This window comes from Stenotrophomonas sp. B1-1, assembly GCF_010894375.1.
In the GTDB taxonomy this organism is placed as follows: domain Bacteria; phylum Pseudomonadota; class Gammaproteobacteria; order Xanthomonadales; family Xanthomonadaceae; genus Stenotrophomonas.
Genome location: NZ_JAAIUZ010000012.1, coordinates 196027 through 217860, shown reverse-complemented (window position 1 = coordinate 217860; position 21834 = coordinate 196027). Strand labels below are relative to the sequence as shown.

General features: G+C 67.7%; 19 protein-coding genes. 18 read left to right on the top strand and 1 reads right to left on the bottom strand.

Going from position 1 to position 21834, the window contains the following annotated elements; genetic code table 11:
* The first annotated feature begins 60 nt into the window (after positions 1-60).
* From G4G00_RS10710 to G4G00_RS10630, 17 genes are all read left to right on the top strand, one after another.
* Positions 61-831 carry a hypothetical protein gene (locus tag G4G00_RS10710; protein ID WP_108753186.1) on the top strand — a complete coding sequence of 257 codons (771 nt, stop codon included), beginning with the start codon at positions 61-63 and terminating at the stop codon, positions 829-831.
* An 84-nt stretch (positions 832-915) separates the two neighbouring features.
* Complete coding sequence (locus tag G4G00_RS10705; RefSeq protein WP_164273319.1) at positions 916-1869, top strand: acyl-CoA desaturase; 954 nt, start codon at positions 916-918, stop codon at positions 1867-1869.
* Between the two features lies 1 nt (position 1870).
* Complete coding sequence (locus G4G00_RS10700; protein WP_164273316.1) at positions 1871-3148, top strand: FAD-dependent oxidoreductase; 1278 nt, start codon at positions 1871-1873, stop codon at positions 3146-3148.
* Positions 3145-3912, top strand: coding sequence for a DUF1365 domain-containing protein (locus G4G00_RS10695; RefSeq protein ID WP_108753189.1), 768 nt, complete (start codon positions 3145-3147; stop codon positions 3910-3912). The genes G4G00_RS10700 and G4G00_RS10695 overlap by 4 nt, the downstream gene beginning before the upstream one ends.
* Positions 3909-5168 (top strand): cyclopropane-fatty-acyl-phospholipid synthase family protein, encoded by a 1260-nt coding sequence (locus tag G4G00_RS10690; RefSeq protein WP_164273314.1) that lies wholly within the window; start codon positions 3909-3911, stop codon positions 5166-5168. The genes G4G00_RS10695 and G4G00_RS10690 overlap by 4 nt, the downstream gene beginning before the upstream one ends.
* 1 nt (position 5169) lies before the next feature.
* Positions 5170-5718 (top strand): DUF2878 domain-containing protein, encoded by a 549-nt coding sequence (locus tag G4G00_RS10685; protein ID WP_164273311.1) that lies wholly within the window; start codon positions 5170-5172, stop codon positions 5716-5718.
* Positions 5715-6500: a DUF1295 domain-containing protein gene (locus tag G4G00_RS10680; protein ID WP_164273308.1), complete on the top strand. Its 786-nt coding sequence runs from the start codon at positions 5715-5717 to the stop codon at positions 6498-6500. Before G4G00_RS10685 ends, G4G00_RS10680 begins: the two co-directional genes overlap by 4 nt.
* Positions 6497-7573: a class I SAM-dependent methyltransferase gene (locus G4G00_RS10675; protein ID WP_164273305.1), complete on the top strand. Its 1077-nt coding sequence runs from the start codon at positions 6497-6499 to the stop codon at positions 7571-7573. The genes G4G00_RS10680 and G4G00_RS10675 overlap by 4 nt, the downstream gene beginning before the upstream one ends.
* Before the next feature lie 12 nt (positions 7574-7585).
* The gene (locus G4G00_RS10670; RefSeq protein ID WP_164273302.1) at positions 7586-8119 is read left to right on the top strand and encodes a lipocalin family protein; all 534 of its coding nucleotides are present in this window, start codon (positions 7586-7588) and stop codon (positions 8117-8119) included.
* A gap of 73 nt (positions 8120-8192) precedes the next feature.
* Entirely contained in the window at positions 8193-8456 is a 264-nt protein-coding gene (locus G4G00_RS10665) for a CD225/dispanin family protein (protein WP_108753195.1), read from the top strand.
* A gap of 87 nt (positions 8457-8543) precedes the next feature.
* Positions 8544-9683 carry an SPFH domain-containing protein gene (locus G4G00_RS10660; RefSeq protein WP_164273299.1) on the top strand — a complete coding sequence of 380 codons (1140 nt, stop codon included), beginning with the start codon at positions 8544-8546 and terminating at the stop codon, positions 9681-9683.
* Between the two features lie 21 nt (positions 9684-9704).
* Positions 9705-11063 carry a TFIIB-type zinc ribbon-containing protein gene (locus G4G00_RS10655; RefSeq protein ID WP_164273296.1) on the top strand — a complete coding sequence of 453 codons (1359 nt, stop codon included), beginning with the start codon at positions 9705-9707 and terminating at the stop codon, positions 11061-11063.
* Positions 11060-11347 (top strand): hypothetical protein, encoded by a 288-nt coding sequence (locus G4G00_RS10650; RefSeq protein ID WP_108749726.1) that lies wholly within the window; start codon positions 11060-11062, stop codon positions 11345-11347. Before G4G00_RS10655 ends, G4G00_RS10650 begins: the two co-directional genes overlap by 4 nt.
* Before the next feature lie 74 nt (positions 11348-11421).
* Positions 11422-14220 carry a PAS domain-containing protein gene (locus tag G4G00_RS10645; protein WP_240336122.1) on the top strand — a complete coding sequence of 933 codons (2799 nt, stop codon included), beginning with the start codon at positions 11422-11424 and terminating at the stop codon, positions 14218-14220.
* Between the two features lie 75 nt (positions 14221-14295).
* Entirely contained in the window at positions 14296-14850 is a 555-nt protein-coding gene (locus tag G4G00_RS10640; RefSeq protein ID WP_234414500.1) for an AprI/Inh family metalloprotease inhibitor, read from the top strand.
* A gap of 213 nt (positions 14851-15063) precedes the next feature.
* The gene (locus tag G4G00_RS10635; RefSeq protein WP_108753199.1) at positions 15064-16728 is read left to right on the top strand and encodes a tyrosinase family protein; all 1665 of its coding nucleotides are present in this window, start codon (positions 15064-15066) and stop codon (positions 16726-16728) included.
* Positions 16729-16879: 151 nt separating this feature from the next.
* Positions 16880-18607: a PAS domain S-box protein gene (locus G4G00_RS10630; RefSeq protein ID WP_164273293.1), complete on the top strand. Its 1728-nt coding sequence runs from the start codon at positions 16880-16882 to the stop codon at positions 18605-18607.
* Here G4G00_RS10630 and G4G00_RS10625 read toward each other — a convergent pair.
* Positions 18604-19698 (bottom strand): crosslink repair DNA glycosylase YcaQ family protein, encoded by a 1095-nt coding sequence (locus tag G4G00_RS10625; RefSeq protein WP_164273290.1) that lies wholly within the window; start codon positions 19696-19698, stop codon positions 18604-18606. The genes G4G00_RS10630 and G4G00_RS10625 overlap by 4 nt on opposite strands.
* Positions 19699-20252: 554 nt before the next feature.
* On the opposite strand from G4G00_RS10625, the gene G4G00_RS10620 reads away from it, so the two are divergent.
* The gene (locus tag G4G00_RS10620; protein ID WP_108753202.1) at positions 20253-21833 is read left to right on the top strand and encodes an AAA family ATPase; all 1581 of its coding nucleotides are present in this window, start codon (positions 20253-20255) and stop codon (positions 21831-21833) included.
* Position 21834 lies beyond the last annotated feature (1 nt).

Genomic DNA, 21834 nt, shown 5'->3' with positions numbered 1-21834 from the left:
CCGGTGCATCCATTGGCCACGCCGCCACGTAGTACTGGCAGACCCGACGGAAAGCCGCCCATGCGCACCTGTGCCTACCTGCTGCTGTTGCCTGTCTGCGCCCATGCCGAACCCGCCCCGCTGCGCAGTGAAGGCGTGGCCACCACCGCGGACGGGCGCGTGGCCTACCGCGAGGTGCACTGGCAGCAGGGCCCGGACGAAGGGGCACAGCGCTGGGTGGAATACCGCTGTGGATCGGGCCAGCCCTTCGCCCGCAAGCAGTTGCCTGCCACCGGCCGCCCCGCCGCACGCGGTTATACCCTGCAGGACCGGCGCAGCGGCCAGGCCGCCACGCTGGACGTTTCCGCAACGGCCGTGCAGGTGCAGTGGCGGGAAGCCGGCGACGCGGCACCCGTACAGGCACGGGTCGCGCTGCCGGCAGACGCGGTGATCGATGCCGGCTTCGATGCCGCCGTGCGCCAGCACTGGGACACCCTGCTGCGCGGCCAGCCGGTCACCCTGTCCTTCCTGGTGCCGGGGCGGCAGCGCTTCTACCCGCTGAAGGTGCAGTACCGCGGCGCGCTGCAATGGCAGGGCCAGCCGGCGCAGTCCTTCGCCGTGCGCCTGGATGCCTGGTACGGCGCGGTGGCACCCGGCCTGAGCCTGGTCTATGCCAACGCCGACCGTCGCCTGCTCGAATTCAACGGCACCAGCAACCTGCGTGACGGCAAGGGACGCTATCCGCAGGTGCGCGTAACCTTCAGGAATCCCCCCGTCCCCGCCAGCCGCAGCCAGTGGCAACGAGAGCAGGAGTTGCCGCTCGTCGCCTCGTGTGGTGTTACGGCCAAGTGAATTACTGCACGTATGCGAATGCACTGCATCCAATCGCGCTGTTGCAACGTAGGCACCTACACACGCGCCTTCCGGAAACCGAACATGTCTGCAGCTGCGCCCCTGCCCCGCCGACGCGCCCGCCTGTTGCGCACCCTGCGCCGCTGGTTCGACACCGGCAGCACTGCGAACGAGGTGCCGGCAGCCCAGGCCGGGCGCATCGACTGGCTGCGCGCGGTGCCCTTCGTGCTGCTGCACGTGGCCTGTCTGGGGGTGATCTGGGTAGGCGTCTCCTGGACCGCCGTTGCGGTGGCGGCCGCACTGTACGCCGTGCGCATGTTCGCCATTACCGGTTTCTACCACCGCTATTTTTCCCACCGCACCTTCCAGACCTCGCGCCCGGTGCAGTTCGCGTTCGCGGTGATCGGCGCCGCCAGCGTGCAGCGCGGGCCGCTGTGGTGGGCCGCGCACCACCGCCATCACCACCGCCATGCCGACCAGCCACAGGATCCGCATTCACCGAATGAAGTCGGCTTCTGGCGCAGCCACATGGGCTGGTTCCTGACCCGCGAAGCCTTCAGCACCGATCTCAGCCGCGTGCCGGACCTGGCCCGTTTCCCCGAGCTGCGCTGGCTGGACCGCTTCGACATCGCCGTGCCGGTGCTGCTGGCCGCGGGCCTGTTCGGGCTGGGCGAACTGCTGCAGCACACCGCGCCGGGCCTGCACACCAGCGGCCCGCAGCTGCTGGTCTGGGGCTTCTTCATCTCCACCGTGGTGCTGTTCCACGCCACGGTCACCATCAATTCGCTGGCCCATCGCTTCGGCAGCCGCCGCTTCGATACGCGCGATGACAGCCGCAACAACCTGTGGCTGGCCCTGCTCACCTTCGGCGAGGGCTGGCACAACAACCATCACTTCTTCCCCGGCACGGTGCGCCAGGGCTTCCGCTGGTGGGAAATCGACCTGACCTGGTACGGCCTGCGTGCGATGGCGGCGGTCGGCCTGGTAAAAGGACTCAAACCCATACCCGACTGGGTGCTGGCCAAGGCGAGGCACTGACATGCGCATCGCAATCATCGGATCGGGCATTGCAGGGCTGGCCAGTGCCTGGTGGCTGGACGGCGAACACGAAGTCACCCTGTTCGAGGCCAACGATTATCTGGGCGGGCATACCCACACCCATGACGTCACCGTGGATGGGCGCCCGCTCGCCGTCGATACCGGCTTCATCGTCTTCAACCAGCAGCACTACCCGCTGCTCACCGGGCTGTTCAACGAGCTGGGCGTGGCCTCGCAGCCCACCACCATGAGCTTTTCCATGCACAGCGAGCGCAGCGGCGTGGAGTACAACGCCACTTCGCTTGATGGCTTGTTCTGCCAGCGCCGCAACCTGGTCTCGCCGCGCTTCTGGGGCATGCTGGCCGACCTGCGCCGCTTCTATCGCCAGGCGCCGGCCCTGCTGCAGGAAGAACACGGCCCCACCCTGGGCCAGTACCTGCAGCAGCACGGCTACGGCCAGGCCTTCGTCGATGAGCACCTGCTGCCGATGGCCTCGGCGCTGTGGTCATCGCCCACGGCCACGGTGCTGGACTTCCCGGCGCGCTACCTGGTGCAGTTCATGGCCAACCACCAGATGCTGCAGATGACCGGGCGCCAGCCGTGGCGGGTGGTACGCGGCGGCTCGGCGCGCTACGTGGATGCACTGCGTGCGCGCTGGCAGGTACGGGAGCGTCTGGAATGCCCGGTGCACGCGGTGGAGCGCCTGCCATGGGGCGTGCGCATCCACAGTGCCGCCGGCGTGGAAGGCTTTGATGAGGTGATCCTGGCCTGCCACAGCGACCAGGCCCTGGCTCTGCTGCAGCAGGTGGACCCGGTGGAACGCGCCGTGCTGGGCGCGATCCGCTACCAGCCCAATGAAGCCGTGCTGCACACCGATGCATCGCTGCTGCCGCGCAACCGCAAGGCCTGGGCAGCCTGGAATGCGCATGTGCCGCGCGCGCCCGATGCGGCCTGCACGGTCAGCTATTGCATGAACCTGCTGCAGGACCTGCCCGGCGATACGCCACTGGTAGTCACCCTGAACCGCAGCGACGCCATCGATCCGGACAAGGTGCTGCGCCGCCTGCAGTACGCGCACCCGGTGCACGACCACGCCGCCGTGCGCGCACAGCAGCGCTGGGGCGAGGTGCAGGGTCGCCACCACACCTGGTTTGCCGGCGCGTACTGGGGCTGGGGCTTCCACGAAGACGGCATCCGCAGCGCCCGCCGGGTGGTGGATGCGCTGCGCGAACGCACCGCCCAGGCCAACAGTACCTTCGACGTGGAAGTGCCGGCATGAGCGGCAGCGCGCTCTACTTCGGCCATGTGCTGCACCGCCGTCACCAGCCGCACGCGCATGCGTTCCGTTACCCGATCGCGCAGCTGCTGCTGGACCTGGATGAACTGGACAGCGTGTTTGCCGGGCGTTGGCTGTGGTCGGTCAATCGCCGCAACGTGGCCGAGTTCCGCCGTAGCGACTACTTCGGTGATCCGGACCAGCCGCTTGCCGATGCCGTGCGCGCCCATGCGGCCCGCGAGCTGGGCTATCGCCCGCAGGGCCCGGTGCGGCTGCTCACCCACCTGCGCTTTGGCGGCCATGTGTTCAATCCGGTCAGCTTCTACTACTGCTATCGCGCCGATGGACAGACCCTGGACTGTATCGTGGCCGAGATCACCAACACGCCGTGGAAGGAGCGCCACGCCTATGTGCTGCCGGTTGCGCGTGCCCTGCATGGCAACCAGGATCTGCGCTGGCAGTTCGACAAGGCCTTCCATGTGTCGCCGTTCATGGCCATGGATTGCCACTACGACTGGCGCTTCAACCTGCCCGGCGAGCACCTGCGCGTGCATATGCAGGTCTGGCGCGACGGTGTGCGCCAGTTCGATGCCACCCAGAGCATGCAGCGCCGGCCGCTGGATGGCCCCGGCCTGGCGCGGGTGCTGGCCGCCTACCCCTTGATGACCGTGCAGGTGGTGGCCGCCATTCACTGGCACGCCCTGCGCCTGTGGCTGAAGCGCAACCCCGTGCACGACCACCCTTCCCTTGCCGAGAAACCGCAATGAATGAACTCACTCCCTCGGTGGCCCTGGCCCCGCCCGGCGCGCTGGACGCCTTCCTGCGCCGCCGCCTGCTGGACCAGCTGGCACCGCTGCGCGAAGGCAGCCTGCTGGTTCGCGACGCGTTCGGCGAACAGCGGCTGGGCCATGCCAGCGGCGAGCTGCACGCCACGGTGACCATCGAAGACCCGGCGTTCTATCGCAAGGTGGCCGCGCAGGGCAGCGTGGGCGCGGGCGAGAGCTATATCGACGGTGATTGGCGCTGCGACGATCTGGTGGCGCTGGTGCAGCTGCTGGTACGCAACCGCGACCTGCTGGACGGCATGGAGCGCGGCCCGGCACGGGTGGGCGGCTGGCTGCTGCGCGGTTGGAACCGCCTGCGCCGCAACAGCCGCGCCGGCAGCCGGCGCAACATCGCCGCCCACTACGACCTGGGCAACGACTTCTTCAGCCTCTTCCTGTCGCCGGACCTGATGTACTCCTCGGCACTGTTCGCCAACGAGCAGGAAACGCTGGAAACCGCATCGATGCGCAAGCTGGACCGCATCTGCCAGCAGCTGCAGCTGCAGCCGGGCGACCGCGTGGTTGAGATCGGCACCGGCTGGGGCGGCTTCGCCCTGCATGCCGCGCGGCACTACGGCTGCCATGTCACCACCACCACCATTTCCGCTGAACAGCACGCGCTGGCCCAGCAACGCGTGCGCGAGGCCGGCCTGCAGGACCGTATCACCCTGCTCACCCAGGACTACCGCGACCTGCAGGGGCCGTTCGACAAGCTGGTCTCGATCGAGATGATCGAAGCCGTGGGCGCCGAATACCTGGACACTTACCTGGCCACCCTGCAGCGCCTGCTGAAGCCCGATGGCGTAGCCCTGCTGCAGGCGATCACCATCGAGGACCATCGCTACGAGCAGGCGCGCCGCAGCGTGGACTACATCAAGCGCTTCGTGTTTCCCGGCAGCTTCATTCCCTCCATCAACGCGATCATGGCCGCCAAGACCCGCAGCAGCGACCTGCAGCTGGTGGCCCAGCACGACTTCGGGCACTCCTATGCCCTGACCCTGCGTGCCTGGCGGCAGCGCTTCCTGGCCCAGCGCAGCGCCGTGCAGGCGCAGGGCTTCGACGCGCGCTTCTGCCGCCTGTGGGAGTTCTATCTGGCCTACTGCGAAGGCGGCTTCCTGGAGCGCTCGATCGGCGTGTCGCACCTGCTGATGGCACGCCCGGGCTACCGCCCCGCCGGCAATGCCGGGCAGGCGGTGTGAAATGCGCCGCACCTGGGTCAATCTGCTCGGCAACCAGGCGGTCTGGCTGTGCGCCGTGGCCGGTGCCGCACGCGGCTGGCAGTGGCCGGCCCTGCCAGCCGCAACGATCTATATCGGCAGCCAGTTGATGACGTCGCCGCAGCCTCGGCTGGACCTGAAACTGGTGGCGCTGGCCCTGGCCTGCGCGTGGCTGGTGGACGGCGTGGTGGCCGCCACCGGCAGCGTGCGCTATGCCGCCGCCCCATTCGGCTGGGCACCACCGCCGTGGATCTGTGCGCTGTGGGCCGCCTTCGCCATGACCCTGACTGCATCCATGGCCTTCCTGCAGCGGCATCGGCTGCTGCCGATCCTGTTCGGCCTGCTGCTGGCACCGCTGGCCTACCTGTCGGCCGCACGCGGCTTCGATGCGGTCGCCTTCGCTGAACCCCGTTGGCACGGCGTTGCCCTGCTGGGCCTGGGCTGGGCGGTGGCACTGCCGCTGCTGGTCGGCAGAGCCCGCCATGGCGCCCGCGCACCGCGCCGGCCCCTGCTGCAGAGGGCGCGACCATGAGCGGCCTGCTGTGGGTGCTGCTGTATGCCGCGCTGGTGATGAGCTGGGGTTGGGCCTGGCAGCGCCGCCACGACAACATCGGCGTGGTCGACGTGCTGTGGGCCAAGGGCGTGGCGGCCGCTGCCCTGCTGCTGGCCTGGTTGGGTGAGGGTGCGCCGGCACCGCGCATCGCGCTGGCGGTGCTGGGCGGGCTGTGGGGTGCGCGGCTGGCCCTGCACCTGTGGCAGCGCGTGCGCCACGAAGAGGAAGACGGTCGCTACCGCTACCTGCGTGAACACTGGCAGGGACACCAGGGCAAGATTTTCGGTTTCTTCATGGCGCAGGCGCTGCTGGTACTGCTGTTCGCCCTTCCGTTCGTTGCGGTGGCCGCCAATACCAGCACGCAGATGGGCGGCTGGATCGCCGCGGCGGTCGCGGTCTGGCTGCTCAGCGTGGGCGGTGAAAGCCTGGCTGATCGGCAGCTGGCGCGCTTCCGCGCCAACCCGGCCAACAAGGGCCGCACCTGCCGCGACGGCCTCTGGCGCTACTCGCGGCACCCCAACTATTTCTTCGAATGGCTGCACTGGTTCGCCTACGTGTTGCTGGCCGTGGGCTCGCCGCTGTGGTGGCTGGCCTGGGCCGGCCCGCTGCTGATGTACGTGTTCCTGCGCTACCTCAGCGGTGTTCCGTTCACCGAAAAACAGGCGCTGCGCAGCCGTGGCGAGGACTACCGCCAGTACCAGCGCAGCACCCCGATGTTCTTCCCGTGGTTCCCCCGCTCGCCCAAGGATCCCTCGCCATGAATGCGGTCACTTCGCTCACCCCACCTACTCTGGTTGAAACCGGACTGACCGGCTGGGCCGAACGCGGCTGGCTGCCCGATGCCGCGCTGCGCCTGGGCATCCGCCGCCTGTGTGCGCAACGCCTGGCCGAAGAACAGGCCGGCGGCCTGCAGGCGCAGTCACAGCGGTTCCAGCAGCGCCTGCAGGAACTGTCGACCAGCCCGCTGGCACTGCACGTGGATGCGGCCAACCGCCAGCACTATGAAGTGCCCGCTGCGTTCTTCCAGCAATGCCTGGGCCATCGGCTGAAGTACAGCAGCTGCTATTACCGCACCGGTCACGAAACGCTGGACCAGGCCGAAGACGCGATGCTGGCACTGTATGGCGAGCGCGCCGGTCTGGCCGATGGCCAGGACATCCTGGAACTGGGCTGCGGCTGGGGCTCGCTGACGTTGTGGATGGCCGAGCGCTATCCCACGGCGCGCATCACCGCCGTGTCCAACTCGCACAGCCAGCGCGCGCACATCATGGCCCAGTGTGAAGCGCGCGGGCTGCGCAACGTGCAGGTGCTGACCCGTGACGTGAATCTGCTGGAGCTGCCCGCGCACGCCTTCGACCGCTGCGTGTCGGTGGAAATGTTCGAGCACGTGCGCAACTACGCGCAGTTGCTGGGCCGCATTGCCGGCTGGCTTCGCCCGGACGGCGCGCTGTTCGTACACATCTTCGCGCACCGCACGCTGATGTACCCGTTCGAAACCGAAGGCGATGACAACTGGATGGGCCGCCACTTCTTCACCGGCGGCCTGATGCCGGCCGCCGACACCCTGCTGCATTTCCAGCACGACCTGCAGCTGCAGCAGCGCTGGTTGCTGGACGGCACCCACTACCAGCGCACGGCCAACCATTGGCTGGCCAACCAGGATGCAGCGCGCGAAGAACTGCTGCCCTTGCTGGCCCAGACCTATGGCAGCGACGCCGCTGCACGCGTGTGGTGGCAGCGCTGGCGCATGTTCTGGATGGCCTGCGCCGAGCTGTTCGGCTACGACGATGGCCAGCAGTGGCTGGTTGCCCATTACCTGTTCCGCCCCCGCTGAGCGAGGCCCACCATGCGCATGCCCCCGCTGTTTTCCCTGCTGGCCGTGGCCCTGTTCGGCACCGGCTGCAGCAGCCAGGACACCCGCCCCCTGCCGCGCCCGGCATCGGTGGATGTGCCGCGTTTCATGGGCGACTGGTACGTGATCGCCCATATTCCCTCCTGGCCCGAGCGCGAGGCCTTCGATGCGGTGGAAAGCTACGCACCGCGCCCCGATGGCCGCATCCAGACCACCTTTACCTACCGCAAGGGCAGCTTCCAGGCGCCGCTGAAAACCATGCACCCCATTGGCCGGGTGGAACCGGAAGGCGCCGGCGCGGTCTGGGGCATGCAGTTCGTCTGGCCCATCCAGGCCGAATACATCATCGCCTGGGTCGATACGGACTACGGCCAGACCATCGTCGGCCGCAGCAAGCGCGACTACGTCTGGTACATGGCCCGCACCCCGCAGGTGAGCGAGTCCCAGTACCAGCAAGCGGTCGCCCGCATCCAGGCGATGGGCTATGACATCAGCAAGTTGCGACGGGTGCCTCAATCCGTGCGCTAGAAGCGCAACGTGCCGTTCCAAAGGCCCATGGGCTGCCCCATAATCGCGCCTCCAAAATGGAGGAAACGTTTTCATGGAGAATGCAGCACCCGCCAATCCGCCCAAGGATTACCTGTTCGCCGCGATCCTGAGCATCTTCTGCGGCTTCTGGCCCTTCGGCATCGTGGCCACCGTCTACGCCAACAAGACCTCGTCGCTGAAGGCGACCGGGCAGATGGGTCCGGCCGCCGTCACCTCGCGCAAGGCCCTGCGCTGGATGATCGCCTCGTTTGTGACCCTGCCGGCCCTGCTGGTGGTGCTGATCGGCTGGGGCCTGATCAACCGGGCCATGATGTAACTGCCGTACCGGGGGTGGTTTCCACCCCCCAACGCGCCCTGCCCGCGCTGATATATAGTCTGCCCAGACAACCACACGGAGCAGGTCATGGGTCTGGTACAGGCGGTCAAGGGTGCGGTAGGCGGTGTTCTGGCCGACCAGTGGAAGGATTTCTACACCGTGCCGACGGGCCTGCCGTCCACGGCAGCGCTGTTCGCGGCGGTACCGCGCGGCACCAATGCCGGGCGCGGCTCCAACACCAGCGGTTCGTCCAACATCATCAGCAACGGCTCGAAGATCGTCGTGCCCGAAGGCTACGGCCTGCTGCTGTTCCAGGACGGTGCCATCACCGCCTTCGTGGCCGAGCCCGGTGGCTACGAATGGCGCTCGGACGATCTGAATTCGCAATCGATCTTCGCCGGCGATGGACTGGTCAGCACCTTCATCAAGCAGAGCTGGGAACGCTTCAAGTTCGGCGGCCAGCCCGGTTCCCAGCAGGCAGCGTTCTTTGTTTCGCTGAAGGAACTGCCGGACAACCGCTTCGGCACCCAGTCGGAAATCTACTGGGACGATGCCTTCCTCAATACCCAGGTTGGTGCGGTCACCCGTGGCTCGTACACGCTGAAGATCGTCGACCCGATCCTGTTCGTGAAGAACTTAGTGCCGGCCAGCTACCTGCAGCCCGGCCAGGTATTCGACTTCACCGACATGGACAACGCCGCCGCCACCCAGCTGTTCAATGAAGTGGTGGGTTCGCTGGCACCGGCCTTCAGCCTGTACAGCAACGACCCGGCCAAGGGCAACCGCATCACCAAGCTGCAGCAGGATTCGATCGGCTTCGCGCAGAGCCTGTCGGCCGCGGTGGAACAGGCCTACCAGTGGCAGAGCGATCGCGGCCTGGCCATCGTCAAGACGGCCATCGTCTCCATTGAATACGACGCCAACACCCGCGAACTGCTGAAGACCGTGCAGCGCGCCGATGCGCTGTCCGGTGCGCGCGGCAATTCCAACCTGCAGGCCAGCGTGGCCCAGGGCATCCAGTCGGCCGGCGAGAACGGCGGCGCGGCCGGCCTGGTGGGCGTGGGCATGGCCTCGGGCATGTTCGGTGCCGGCAATCTGCAGCAGCCCACCGCACCGGCGGCGGAAGACCCGGTGGCCAAGCTGAAGAAGGCCAAGGAAATGCTGGACCTTGGCCTGATCACGCAGAGCGACTACGACGCGCTGAAGGCCAAGGCGCTGGGGTTGTAACCGGCAGGACCGACCATCACCATGTCCGATCCGCGCAACAGCCCGCCGCCCCTGCCCCCCGTGCCGCCCGCCGCACCCACGCCGCCGCCCCTGCCCGGGGCGGCGCTGGATGGCCCCGGCTCGCCGCAGGATGTCCCGCCGCCGCCCGGCAGCTTCCCGCTGGACACCTCCAAACTTCCGCAGGCGATCCGCGATGAGATCGAGGCGCCCGACCCGCTGGCCATCGACACCTCGGCCAACGAACTGAAGGACGGCCTGAACCGCTGTCCCAAGTGTGGCGCCACCGATATCCGGCCACGCCTGGGCACCGACATCCTGGTCTGCCAGTTCTGCCGTCACGAATGGCACGGCGCCCGCGTGGAGGAAGCCTTCGGTCTGGGCGAGGCCATCGGCGAGCTTCGCGGCACGGTGATCGCCAGCGGCGCGCGCGACATCGATGCCGACCTGTCGGCACTGATGACCTTCAAGTGCACCGGCTGTGGCGCCGAGGTGACGGTCAATACCGAAAGCACCATGACCGCCCGCTGCCACTGGTGCCGGCACGTGTTCGGGGTGAACGAGCAGATCGCCAACGGCGCGGTGCCCGACGCGGTGCTGCCGTTCCATATCAGCAAGGACGATGCCGTCGCCCGCATCCGCCAGTTCGTGGACAAGCGGCGCATGTTCGCGCTGAAGGCGTTCAAGGACCAGTTCACCCCGGAAAACGTGGTGGGCGTGTACCTGCCCTACATGATCGTGGACGGCAACGTGAGCGCGGCAGTGGCCGGCAAGGGCGAGATCAAGACCCGCGAATACACCCGCGGCACGGAAAAGAACAAGCAGACCTACTACGACGCCGACATCTACCAGGTGGAACGCCAGGTGGATTTCACCGTGGACGATCTGCCCCTGAAGTCCTCTGCCGACCGCGGCAACCTGGACACCCGCGCCAACACCAACAACATCATCAACACCATCCTGCCGTTCGATACCAAGAACGCGGTGAAGTGGAACGCTTCCTACCTGGCCGGCTTCACCTCGGAAAAGCGCGATCTGGACGTGGAAAAGCTGCGGCCGCGGCTGGAAGACCAGTTGCTGTCCATTGCCCGCGCGCAGGTGGAGCGCAGCGTGAATCGTTACGACCGCGGCGTGCGCTGGGAACAGGAACAACTGCAGGTGCACGGTACCCGCTGGGTGGCGATGTACCTGCCGGTCTGGCTGTATTCCTACCACCAGCCCGGCCGCAACGGCGGCATGCTGCACTACATCGCGGTGAACGGCCGCACCGGTGAAACCATGGGCAGCGTGCCGGTGCAGCAGTGGAAGCTGCTGCTGGCCGCGCTCACCACCGGCACGATCATCGAAGCCCTCGCAATCGCCTTCCTGGTGGCAACGACATGAGTGATGACGCTGGTCTCTGGTTGCTGGCCGCAGGCCCGGCAGGCGCCACGGCGCTGTACTGGGCGCTGTACCGCTACTACCGCAACACCGACAAATCGCACGGCTTCGAACACGAAACCGAGATCGACGCCAAGCCGGTCACCGGCTCGGACCGGCGGGTGGACAGCATCACCGGCACCCAGGAACGGCGCGTGCGCGGTGACAACGTGCATGACTACCGCAAGCGGGTGGCACGGGTCGCGCCCGATCCCGACCGCAACGGGCCACCGGGCACCACGCCCTGACCACACCCGGCTGATCTAGACTGGCGCCCCTGCCGCTGGCGGCCGGGGCCCATTCTTTACCTGCCGAGACCGCCGTGAACGCTGCACCCCCCAACGATTCCCCTGCGGCACGTGCTGCGGCCAGCGTGAACATGGCCTTGGCTGCCGGCGCCATCGTCGGCACCTGGTTCTGGGACGTAACCAACGACCAGCTGACCGTGGATGCCTACCTGGCCCGCGCGTTCGGCCTGGACCCGGCACTGGCCGGGAAGAAGATGCAGCTGCACGACGTGCTGGGCGCCATCCACCCCGACGACCTGCCCGGGCTGACCGCCGCCATCGACGCCGCCGTGCGTGATGGCGACCGCTTCGCCCACCCCTACCGGGCGCGTGGCGAGGACGGGCAGTACCACTGGCTGGAAGGCATCGGCCGGATCGAGCGCAATGCCAGCGGCCGCGCCACCGGTTTTCCTGGCGTGCTGATCGACATTGACGAGCGCCTGCGCGTGCAGGCCGAGCGCGACCAGGCACAGGCCTTGCTGCGCTCGTTCATGGAAGCCGCGCCCGGCGTGATGTACGCCAAGGACCGTCAGGGCCGACTGCTGATGGGTAACCATGGCGCCACCGAACTGATCGGCCTGCCGCCGCAGCAATACGTGGGCCGCACCGACGCCGAACTGCTGGGCGACCCCGCGCAGGCCGCCGCGGTGATGGCCACCGACGAACGCATCATGGCCAGTGGCCGCACCGAACAGCTGGAAGAAAAGATCAGCTTCGCCGATGGCCGGCAGGCCTGGTGGCTGTCGACCAAGGCGCCGCTGCGCGATGCCGACGGCGCGGTGATCGGCCTGGTCGGCACCTCGCTGGACATAACCGACCGCAAGGCCGCCGAAGCCGAACGCCTGGATATCGAAGAGCGCTATCGGCTGGCCGCACAGGCCACCAACGATGCCGTGTGGGACTGGCGCATGGCCGATGGCCACGTGATCTGGAACGAAGCAGTCAGCGCGTTGTTCGGCCACGCGGTAAAGACCTCCACGGCGCAATGGTGGCTGGACCACATCCATCCCGACGACCGCGCGCGGGTCGACAGCAGCATCCATGCGGTGATCGACGGCCACGGCAGTGCCTGGATGGACGAGTACCGCTTCCGCCGCGCCGATGGCAGCTACGCCGATGTACTGGACCGCGGTGCCGTGCTGCGCGATGCACAGGGCCAGCCCCTGCGCATGATCGGTGCCATGCTGGACCTGTCGGCGCGCAAGGCCGCCGAAGCCGCGTTGGCCGACAGTGAGGAACGCCTGCGCCTGGCCACCGAAGCCAGTGAACAGGGCTTCTGGGATGTGGACCTGGTGCGTGGCGTACTGATCTGGCCGCCTCGCACCAAGGCCATGTTCGGCATGTCCGCCGGCGCGCACGTGACCATGGATGACTTCCGCGCCGGCCTGCACCCCGACGACCGCGACGCCACCCTGGCCGCACTGGATGCGGCCGCGGATCCGGCCCGGCGCGCCAGCTACGATGTGGAATACCGCACCGTCGGCAAGGAAGACGGCATCGTGCGCTGGGTGGCCGCCAAGGGCCGCGGCATCTTCGAGCACGGCCAATGCGTGCGCATGCTGGGCGTGGCCATCGACATCACCCGCCGCAAGGCCGCCGATGCGCGCCTGCAGGAATTGAACGAACAACTGGAAGCACGCGTGCACGCCGAAGTTGCCGAACGCCTGCGGGTGGAAGATGCCCTGCGGCAGAGCCGGAAGATGGAAGCGGTGGGCCAGTTGACCGGCGGCATCGCGCACGATTTCAACAACATGCTGGCCACGGTCATCGGCCCGCTGGACCTGCTGGCACTACGTATCGACAGTGGCGACAGCCGCGCCCACCGTTACATTGAAATGGCGCTCGATGGTGCCCAGCGTGCAGCGCAGCTGACTCAGCGCCTGCTGGCGTTCTCGCGGCAGCAGCCGCTGCAACCGGTCGCCCTGGACAGCAACCACCTGCTGGCCGGCATGAGCGACCTGCTGGTGCATTCGCTGGGCAGCAGCATCATGTTGGAAACGTTGCTGGGCCGCGACCTGTGGTGGACCCACGCCGACGCCAACCAGCTGGAAAACGTGATCCTGAACCTGGCCGTGAATGCCCGCGATGCCATGCCCGGTGGTGGCCGGCTGAAGGTCGAGACCGGCAACTGCCGCATCGACATCGGCAACGCGGCGTCCCATCCCGGCATTCCTGCAGGCGACTACGTGCTGATCGCGGTCAGCGATACCGGCACCGGCATGGCCCCGGACGTGCAGGCGCGCGCGTTCGATCCGTTCTTCACCACCAAGGACGTGGGCCAGGGCACGGGACTGGGGCTGTCTCAGGTCTATGGCTTCGTGCAGCAGTCGGCGGGCCATGTGGCGTTGGAGTCCAGCCCCGGCGCTGGCACCTGCGTGCGCGTCTACCTGCCGCGCCTGCTGGGCGAAGCGGCACCGTCGGCGCGGCCGCCGTCACGCAGCCCGGCCACACCGCCTGACGGGGGCGCCGAGCGCATCCTGGTGGTGGACGATGACGAGGCGGTGCGCCGCTTTTCGGTCGATGCCCTGACCGAGCTGGGCTACGACGTGCTGTCCGCCGATGGCGCCGCCAGCGCCCTGCCCCTGCTCGATGCCCATCCGTCCATCGCCCTGCTGTTCACCGACGTGGTGATGCCGGAAGTCAACGGTCGCCAGCTGGCCGAGCAGGCGCTGGCCCGGCGCCCCGGCTTGAAAGTGCTGTACGCCACCGGCAACAGCCGCAATGCGCTGGTGGACGACGGCGTGCTCGATGCGCGCGTGCAGCTGATTGGCAAGCCCTTCACCATCGACGAACTGGCCACCCGGGTGCGGGTTGCACTGGCACAGACCGGCTAGTTCACGCCTCCGATGCAGGGCCGGGGCCAGGCTGGGCGCGCGCGCCCTTCCGCCGCTCCCCTCGAGGCACCGACCATGGTCATCCGCACCCGTTCCGTGCTGCTGTTGATGTCGTCCAGCCTGGCCCTGGCAGGCCCCCTGTTCGCCGCCGCGCAGGACGCCCCACCACCGGTGGGCGAACTGAGCACCACCACGCAGACCACCTCCAGCGAGACCACTCAGACACGCAGCAGCAGCAGCAGCAGCAGCGAGATCGACATCAGCATCGACGACGGCGCTGACGACGACTGGGGTGAGCACCGGGGGCACGACGCACGCCACCGGCGCGACGATGTGGACGAACGCGATCTGTTCGGCCATTGGACCCTGGGCCAGGAAGGCGGCAACAGCTGCACCATCGAACTGAAGGACAGCACCTGGTTCGGTGGCTACGGCGCCTGGGTACCGGCCGGCTGCCCCGATGGCGTGTTCTCGGTGAACCGCTGGCTGCTGTCGGGCAACGACCTGCTGCTGACCGATACCAACAACACGGTGATCGCGCGCTTCCGCCAGAGCGGCAGCGGCCGCTGGTCAGGGCGCCGGGTTGCCGATGGCGCCCGTCTCTACCTGAACCCCCAGGGCTCGCGCTGACAACCGGCGCAGCGTCGTTCCGAGTGTGCCCCGTTGCCCAGAACCGGGCCGCAGGCGGTGCCTATACTACGGCCGCCTGCCCCCGGTTGCCGCTGCGCGACCGCAACGGGCAGGCAACGGACGGGATGTATCCGTTGGGCCCGCGGCCACGCCGCCGGCCCCTGCCGTGCTGTGCGACCCCATGCGGTTCCACCACACACCAGGAAGGATGCCATGCGCCTCACACGACGTGATTTTCTCGCAACCACCGCCAGTGCATCGCTGGCCTCGCTGGCGCCGGCGGCACTGGCCGACGATGTACCCGCCACCGCTGCAGCCGGTGCGGCGCGCTTCCAGCGCTACAACGTCACCAGCCCGCAGGGCCAGCGCATGCTGGCCAGCTATGCGCGCGGCATCCGCGCCATGCTGGCATTGCCGCCGGACGATCCACGCAACTGGTTCCGCAATGCCTTCGTACACCTGATGGACTGCCCGCACGGCAACTGGTGGTTCTACGTCTGGCACCGGGGCTATGTGGGCTACTTCGAACAGACCATCCGCAGCCTCAGCGGCGATCCGCAGTTCGCCATGCCGTACTGGGACTGGACCGACCTGCCGAAGATTCCACCGTCGATGTTCGAGAGCGTACTGACCCCCACCGACGCGGCCTATTCGCGCTACACCCGCAACCTGGCGGTGTTCACCGATTTCATCAAACCGGCCCTGCAGCGCTATTGGGCCACCCTGGACCCGGAGCAGCGCAAGCAGTTGTCGCTGCGCGGCTACAACAGCATGGACGATGTCTGGAACGATGTGACCGGCTACAACGCCAAGGAACAGACCGGCATTTCCGGCAATGCCGCCTACGCGGTCACCTGCGGCGCCCGTTACCTGTGGGCCGAACACCCGCAGCTGGACCCGAAGACCGCCTCGGCGGTATCGCCCGATACCATCCGCGCCGGCCTGTCACCGCAGGATTTCAACAACCCCGACATCAGCCGCAGCTTCACCAGTTCGCGCACCGCCTCGCACGTGCTGCAACCCGACGGCGCCACGAAATTCTCGGTACTGGAAGGCTTCCCGCACAACAAGGTCCACAACTGCATTGGCGGCGTCGGTGCGGTCGATCCCGGCCCCTACGGCAACATGACCAACTTCCTGTCGCCGCTGGATCCGATCTTCTATCTGCACCACGCCAACATGGATCGCCTGTGGGATGTCTGGACCAAGCAGCAGCAACGCTTCGGCCGCCCGATCATGCCCACCGATCCGGCCACGCGCGAACAGTTCATGCGCGAACCCTTCCGCTTCTTCGTCGATGCCCAGGGCCGGCCGGTGGGCAACAAGACCGCGCGCGACTTCTTTACCACCCAGGCCTTCGATTACGACTATGCCTACGGTGCTGGCACCAGCGCGGTGGCCAGCGCGACTGCAGCCGCTGTTCCCGCTGCCGCCGAAGCAACGCTGGTGCGCGGTACCCGTGCGCAGGATGCGGTGCGCGTGGCCGTACCGCACGCGGCGGTGCGTGCGCACCTGGCCGCCACCGCGCCGCGCCAGTTGATTGCCGAAGTCACCCTGGAACGCCCCCACGGCCTGCAGAACGCGCGCGAATTCGACGTGCTGGTGAACGCCCCGGCCGGGGTGCGCAGCGTGGATGCGGACAGTCCGTACTATGCCGGCACGGTGTCGTTCTTCGGCCCCAGCATGCCGGGCATGGACCACAGCCATCCGACCACGTTTGCGGTGCCGCTACCGCAGAAACTGGCGGCCTTCAGCGGGCTGTCGGCGGCCGCGGGCGGCAGCACCACGCTGGAAATCCGCCTGGTCGCCTCCTCGGGGCAGGCGCCGCAGGCGTTGCCGGTGCTGGATGCGGCGATCCTGGTGGCACCCGGCTCCTAGGGTCCGCTGGGCCCTTCGTGAACTGCGTCAATACGCCAGTACCCCGCATTGACGCACGCTTCACTGGTCTGCGCATCAGCATAACCCGTTCATTGTCAGGATCGGACCGCAGGTCGCAGCACCACACTTCCCTACACAGCACCCGCTTGCCATGGATGAAGTCGCCCGACTTGAAGAACTGAATCGCCTGGGGGTGCTGGATACCGCACCGGAACCCGTGTTCGACGCCATCGTGGCGGCCGCGCGCGCCGCCACCGGCATGCCGACCGGCCTGATCTCGCTGGTCGACCACGATCGGCAATGGTTCAAGGCCAACATCGGTCTGGAAGGCACCTGCGAAACGCCGCGTGACATCTCCTTCTGCACCCACGCCATCGAGCAGCAGGGGTTGATGGAAGTTGCCGATGCGCGCCAGGACCCGCGTTTCCAGCAGAACCCGCTGGTGCTGGGCGGGCCGCGCATCCGCCACTACGCTGGCATTCCGCTGGAAACGGCGCACGGTGCACAGATCGGCACGCTGTGCCTGCTCGACACCCTGCCTGGCGTGCTCTCACCCTCGCAGCGCGAACTGATGGTGCACCTGGGCCGGGTCACCACCCAGGTGCTGGAACAACGCAGCGCGCTGCTGGCCCAGGTGGAACAAGCGCGCGTGTTGCACCGCGAGCTGAAGCGCAGCGAAGATTTCCTGGAGCGCACCAACACCGCCGCGCGCGTGGGTGGCTGGGAACTGGAGCTGGCCACCGGCGAGGTGCGCTGGACCCGCGAAACCAAGCAGATCCACGGCGTGCGTTCCAGTTACGAACCGACGCTCGCCACCGCCCTCTCCTTCTACCGGCCCGACACCCGCGGCATCATCCAGACGGCGGTGCAGCGCTGCGTGGACGAAGGCACGCCGTACGAACTGCAGCTGCCGATGACCACCGCCGACGGGCGCGACATATGGGTGCGCGTGGTCGGCAACCGGCAGATCGTCGAAGGCCGCCAGCGGCTGGTCGGCGCCATCCAGGACATCAGCGAGGAACGCAGCACCCGCGATGCGCTGGAAGCCAGCGAAGTGCGCTACCGGCGCCTGTTCCACTACAGCCTTGGCCTGATCTGCACCCATACGCTGGATGGCACGCTCACCTCGGTGAACCCGGCCGCCATGCAGTCGCTGGGCTACGACGAAGCGCACGTGGTCGGCCGCAGCCTGGGCGAGTTCATGCCCGAGGACAAGCAGGACCAATTTGCCACCTATCTGCGCCGTATCGGCGCCAACCACACCGATTCGGGCGTGATTGAACTGATCGCTGCCGATGGCACCCGGCGCTACTGGGCCTACCACAACGTGCTGGATTCGGAAGCCCAGCCGCCCTATGTGCTGGGCCACGCGCAGGATGTCACCGCCCTGCGCACCCAGGAACAGCAGCTGCGCGAACTGTCCTTCAAGGACCCGCTTACCCAGTGCAACAACCGGCGCTACCTGCACACCCTGGAAGCACAGGCCGGGCAGGCCTGGGCCTGCCTGGTGTTCGACCTGGACCACTTCAAGCAGATCAACGACAACGAAGGCCATCGCCGCGGCGATGCGATCCTGGTCAGCTTCGCCACCTTCCTGCGTACGCCGCTGGGCAAGGACGAGGCCGTGGTGCGGCTGGGTGGCGATGAATTCCTGGTAGTGTCCAACCACCCGGACCCGGCACGCCTGCAGGAGCTGGAGCGCTGGTACAACGATCATTGCAGCGATTCGCCCTGCGCCTTCTCGATGGGCGCAGCGCAGCATGTACCCGGCGAAAGCGTGGCCGATACCATCCACCGCGCCGATGACCATCTGTACCGCGCGCGAGCCCGCGTGCGCCGGTCGCCGCGCGGTGCCAGCCATGGCGATGGAGGACGCTAGTCCAGCAGGAAACGGCTCATGCGCTGCAGTTCATCGTCCAGCGCGTTGCTGAAGGCCGCACCGCGCGGGGCGGCGCCACCGATGTAGCCGAACTGCGGCAGCAGCTGGCCGCCGACCACCGTCACATTGGCCCAGCCGATGACCTGCTCGTGCCACAGCAGGGGCAACGCGTAGTAACCGAAGCGGCGCTTGGGTGCGGGCGTGTAGGCCTCGAACCGATAGACCCAGCCCCACAGCTGTTCGAAGCGGCGACGGTCCCAGACCACCGGATCAAATGGCGCCAGCAGGCGCACGGCCTCATCCACTGCGTGGCGTCGCGAACGCGGGTTCTCGTCAGCTGGCCAGAACCAGACCGTGCCATCCACCGTGCAACTGGCCAACTGCGAACGCGCCTCGCGCAGCGCCTGCTGCAGGGGCGCGGCCAGGTGCGGAGCGCCGTAGCCCAGCAGCCGCACCAGATAGGTCAGGCTGGCAGCCGGCAACGGCGCGTACTTGCGCACCACCAGGGCCAGCAACGCCTCGGCACGCTGCTGCGCGGTCAGGCCATCGGCATCAAGCGGCGCGTGCAGCGCCGGTGCGTAGATGCGCGTGCCGCTGTCACGCCGCTGCACCCGCAGCAGCCCGCGGTAGTGCATGCCATCGAGCAGCTGCGTGCTGGCGTTGCTGGTGCCGCCCCAGTAATTGGTCACCCGTCCATGGGCGAAGACCTGGTCCACCTCGCGCGGGTGGACCGCACCCTGCGCCTGCACGAACGCCAGCACCTGCTCGGCGCGGCGCCGGGTGGCCGCATCCCAGGCGCGCCTGGGCACGCGCGGGTGCATCAGCGCCACGTGCTCGCGCGGCAGGAAGCCGTAGTTCACCAGGCAGTCTTCTTCCACCGGCAATCGCGCGTAGCGCCGCTCCAGGTCACCGGCGCGGTAATCCTTCACCCGGTGGCGCAGGGTCAGGTCCTGGGCACGGGCCGGCGCACGGATCGGATCGGCCTGCACGAAACCCAGGCGACGGATCGCCGCCATCAGCGTAGTGGGCGCGAACAAGGTGCGTGACACCGCATAGCGGCGCAACTGGTCCAGGGTGGGCGAAGCGGCCATGGGCCATTGTAGATCGGCGCGGCAGCCGGATGGCGTCGACTGGGCCCCGGCGACGGATGGCGCGGACTGGGGGGCAACGACGGGACGGCGACGACTGGGGCAACGACGGCACGTCGGCGACTGGGGGGAACGACGGGACGGCGACAACTGGGGGCGACGACGGAACGGCGACGACTGGGGGCAACGACGGGACGGCCACGACTGGGGGGCAACGACGGGACGGCGACGACGGGGTAGAGTCGACTGTTAGTCGACTGCTCTTCCCAGGGCTGCCGCAAAACCCGCGCTGCGCGCGATAGTCGACTAACAGTCGACTCTACCCAGTCGGCCATTCCCAGTCGGACATTCCCAGTCGGCCATTCCCAGTCGGCCATTCCCAGTCGGCCATTTCCAGTCGGCCATACCCAATCGCCCATTTCCAATCGGCCATGCCCGGTCGCGCATCCCCAACCGACCCTACCCAGTCGACGTTTCCCCCATGTTTCCCCAGCCACGGGGCGCAGGTTGTGCGCGGCCGTTCTACAATCCCGGCAGGCCGTCACCCAAGGATCTGCGTGCCCCCGTTCAATCTGTTCCAGCGTCTTTCGCAGGCGCCGACCAATCCCCGCGCCGAGCCGGCGCCACGCAGCTTCGATGTGGCCGAACTGTATGCGGGCCCGGTGGCACTGCCCGGTGATGCCGCTGCGGCCCCGCTGGCGCTGGACGAGAAGCTGCGCCAGGCCTACTTCTGGATCGTCAACAACGCGATCATCAGCCCGCACTACGACATCGAATACCACGACGGTCCCTCGCCGCGGTTCAACGTGGGTGACAGCCGCCGTCCGCTCACCCTGCCGTCGGCGCAGAGCTACTCCAGCTACGTGCTGCTGCCGCTGCTGACCTTCGCCACCCGCCGCAAGTGCCTGTTCGTGGGCGGGCCCGGTCGTGGCAAGACCGCCAGCGCCATCCTGATGGGCGTGCTGGCCGGCTACCCGGTGCGCGAGGTGCGCCGCGCCATGCAGCACGGCCACCCGCAGATGACCATTGCCGATCTGCTTGGCAACCCGCTGCCGGCCGACCTGGTCGCCGCCCAGGACATGAACCAGATCCGCATCGCCTGGCGCAGCTGGCTGAGCATGCGGGTGAAGATCATCGACGAGTACAACCGCATTCCCACCCGCACCCAGAGCGCCCTGCTCACGGTGATGGGCGACAACTACGCCGAAATCCTCAACCACGTCTACGAATGCCCCGAATCGGCCTGGTACCTGACCGCCAACGACGATCGCGGCGGCGGCACCTACCAGGTGATCGAGGCCCTGCGCGACCGCATCGACGTGGTCGTGCAGGCGCTGGCCTTCAACCCGCGCTTCCTGGAAGAGATGCTGCTGCGCATCGAACAGGACATCCGCCCCGAAGAAGTCGTGCCGCGCGACATCATCTTCACCGAAGCCGAGGGTGACCAGCTGCTGCAGGAAATCCGCGCGGTCGAGGTTCCGCAGGATGTGCGCCGCCGCATCGAATTCTTCAGCAGCCAGTTCGAGCTGATGGAAACCGCCGGTGCACAGTTCGAATACATGACCAAGGACACCGCGCGCCTGGCCGGCGCCGACTGGGCACAGCTGACCGCCGCCGACAGCGGCCGCGACCGCATGAAGGACCTGGGCTGCCAGACCCGCAACGGCCTGTCCGTGCGCAACCTGATGACCCTGCTGATGTTCGCCAAGGCCATGGCCTACTTCCGCGGCAACACCACCGTGGCCCTGGACGACGTGCGCCAGGTGCTGCCCTTCGTGCTGAACGACAAGCTGCAGCCCGACCCGGATGCACCGTTCTTCGCGCTGCCGGAAAACGCCGCCTACCGCAGCGACCACCTGGGCTGGCTGCGGTGGCTGTTCGATGCGTCCACCGCCGAGTACGACCGCCTGGACCTGGACCGCGACGATCCGGTGGGCGCGCTGTCCGAGCAGTTCGCGCAGGGCCTGGACGGCCTGGGCGAAGGCGAGACCCGCAAGCGCCTGACCCGCATCGAGCGGCTGGTGGAAGAGCGCGTGAAGGGGCGCAAGCTGTACGGCCACCTGTACGACGATCTGCTGAAACTGAAGTACCTGCACCAGCGCTACACCAATTACCTGCACTGGCTGCGGGCGCGCTGAG